The sequence below is a fragment of the Butyrivibrio sp. MC2013 genome (genome assembly GCF_000424585.1).
Taxonomy (GTDB): domain Bacteria; phylum Bacillota; class Clostridia; order Lachnospirales; family Lachnospiraceae; genus Butyrivibrio.
In genome coordinates this window covers 1-2830 of the sequence record NZ_AUKE01000047.1, presented here as the reverse complement: position 1 = coordinate 2830, position 2830 = coordinate 1, and the positions used below count along the sequence as shown (strand labels likewise).

The window sequence follows — 2830 nt, the reverse complement described above, 5'->3', positions numbered from 1 at the left end:
TGTATTGTGTTTGGAATTATCATGGCTTAAATGATACACTATTCTTAAGTTTTTTACTATCTAAATGACATTGGGACGGGGTTAGTGGACCATTTTTTTAAAAGCTATTGCAATTTATTCTTGATGAATATATAATCCAATGGTCAAGTCCTTTGACACTCTCAAGTTACATAATCTATTAGGAGTGAAATATGCCAAGAAAACCGAGAACCTTGAGTTCAACTGGCATATATCATATCATACTTCGATCCGTCAATCAGCACATCATATTCGAAGAAGAATCCGATTACCAAAAGTTCCTTTTCGTTTTATCAGATTGTAAAGAGAAATATGATATTGATATATATGCCTATTGCCTGATGGATAATCACATCCATCTACTTGTTTACATCCCTGACGATAAGCTTCCCAGCTTCTTTCAGAGTCTCGGAAGCAGATTTGTCCGTTGGTACAATAATAAATATCTACGCAGTGGTCATCTTTTCCAGGAACGCTTCCACAGTTCAGTTATCGAAAACGATAAAGCTTTTCTTTCTGCTCTTATCTATATCCACAACAACCCTGTAAAAGCTAATATGTGCAACTATATGTCCGAGTACCGTTGGAGTAGTATAAATGCCTATTACGGCGCCAAAAATCCCTTGGTCAACGTGTCTTTTGCTTATCAGATTGCCGGATCAAAAAGCTCTTTGCTTCATTTTTTTGCCAAAGAAGCTACTTCCTCCGAAAGCAGCCTTTTCGCTGAAGATCACCCAGAAAGCAATCATTTTCTGACAGACGAAAAAGCCCTTTCCATTTTCAAGTCGATTACAGGGCTGCATTCTACATCTGATGTTACATATCTGCCAAAGGTACAAAGAAATAATTATGTTAGGGCATTAAAAGGAAAAGGCTTAACTATAAAACAAATTGCACGAATAATGGATATATCAGGAACAACAGTAAAAAGAATTACGAAAATAGTCCATTAACCCCGTCCCCCAGAGACCATTTTTTGCAAGCGTTTGTTTTCGTACATCTTTTCGTCGGCAAGGCGCATTATCTCGCTATAGTCACGATCACTGCCCGGAGCATGGGTTTCATAGCCCCAGGCAATAGCAAGGTTTTCTGAAAAAGCATTCTTTTTATGCTTTCTGATCTCTTCCTGCAGCTTACTGATAAGACCTGCGGCAATGCTGTCACTTGCAGGATCCCGAATGATCACGCTGAATTCATCGCCACCGATGCGATAACATACGCCATTATTTCCAAATACATTACGTATGATAGTTGATGCAGATACGATATACCTGTCACCTGCCTGGTGTCCCTTGGTATCATTTACCAGCTTTAAATTATTCAGATCCATGGATACAATGGTATATCCCGACGCAGTATCCAGTTCCTCCACATCATGATTAAAAGCTGTCCTGTTGGCAAGGCCTGTCATGGAATCAGTATTGGCCAGCTTTCTGTAATAGTTGGCCATCCTGCCGTTTTCAATATCCTTTAAAGATTCGCGGATATTGATATAAGCCAGCACCGCTATATAGCACAAGATCATGATCCTTCCTATCAGATCATTCTGCGTCCGGGTCCCGGTCCAGTAGTAGGCTATCTCTATGCCTGCTGTTGCAATCAGTATCAGCATGGCAGCCGAATTAAAGATTACCATCCTGCTGCGATCTGACCGTAGAGAATGTACCACTGCCAGCACAATATAGATAATAGCAACGCCCCAGACCAGGTGAGTGATCACCACAGACTGCTTGTAATCCATGATTCCTGCAAGCGCCAGGCCATTTACAGCAATGAAATTGATAAGGCTCAGGAAAATAGGGATCCTGTATAAATATTTGTCCTCTTTCCACAGAGCCGAGTGATTATAGAGCACATAAGGCACAGGAATAAATATCAGGATAAGGAATGCAATCACACCCGCCAGTACCCTGTTGGACATCAGTATGGTCATGGCATTGGTCTCGCCACCCGACCATATGCCTATCATAACGGCAGCTATACCAAAGCTGATCAGCTTGGATCCTGCCATATTGGCCCTTCTGGTCACAAGAAAATAAATGATCATTCCAAGACCGCACAGGATATCCAATAGAGATATGATCAAGGAGGGAGTGGAATCAACAATAAGTCTGGACCTGAGATTATAATAATCACCACCTATGCAATCGGGCACAGTAATCTGCAGATCCTCAAAAGCGGATTCCATGGTGATCGTAAGATCACATGCTTCTTCAGTCACTCGTATAAAGTGCCACACATTGCCATTGGACCTCATGAACAGAGATCCGGGACCTATATTCTCATATATCAGCATATCATCAGAATACGCCCGTATATCTGTAAAGCTGGTGGTAAAAGAAATACAGCCCCCTGCATCTCGTATCTCATCTGCGTCAAAAGAAAGAGTAATTGCACTGCCCGATTTGTTCTCTATCTTAAAAGGAAGGATACTCTGCCTGGTATCTGCAGAAAACATGCTGTCAGGCGCCTTGCCTACCCCACTAAGTCCAAAGAGCACCACAAAAACGCAGGTAATAATAAATAACAATGCAGTTATCTTAAAGATAAGCTTATCCATTTCTTCCTCAATCTATTATAAATATCGTATATATCAATTCAATATTTTTAATATATGTCACAAAGCGGCTAAAGACCTATAGATACAAGTATCAGACCATCCTATTCCTATTCCATACTAACCTATTTTGTTTATCGGAAACCATAGTAATTTTCTGAAATGGTCCACTAACCCCGTCCCAATGTCATTTAGATAGTAAAAAACTTAAGAATAGTGTATCATTTAAGCCATGATAATTCCAAACACAATACA

General features: G+C 40.4%; 2 protein-coding genes. One reads left to right on the top strand and one right to left on the bottom strand.

From position 1 onward, the window contains the following. The first annotated feature begins 191 nt into the window (after positions 1–191). Positions 192–971 (top strand): transposase, encoded by a 780-nt coding sequence (locus G636_RS0114405; RefSeq protein WP_026508612.1) that lies wholly within the window; start codon positions 192–194, stop codon positions 969–971. On the opposite strand, the gene G636_RS0114400 is transcribed toward G636_RS0114405, so the two are convergent. Beyond that, positions 968–2578, bottom strand: coding sequence for a GGDEF domain-containing protein (locus tag G636_RS0114400; protein WP_026508611.1), 1611 nt, complete (start codon positions 2576–2578; stop codon positions 968–970). The genes G636_RS0114405 and G636_RS0114400 overlap by 4 nt on opposite strands. Positions 2579–2830: the final 252 nt, after the last annotated feature.

Excerpts from the sequence above, each read along its gene's own strand:
- G636_RS0114405 (WP_026508612.1), top strand. The coding sequence starts at position 192 with ATGCCAAGAAAACCGAGAACCTTGAGTTCAACTGGCATATATCATATC.
- G636_RS0114400 (WP_026508611.1), bottom strand. The coding sequence starts at position 2,578 with ATGGATAAGCTTATCTTTAAGATAACTGCATTGTTATTTATTATTACC.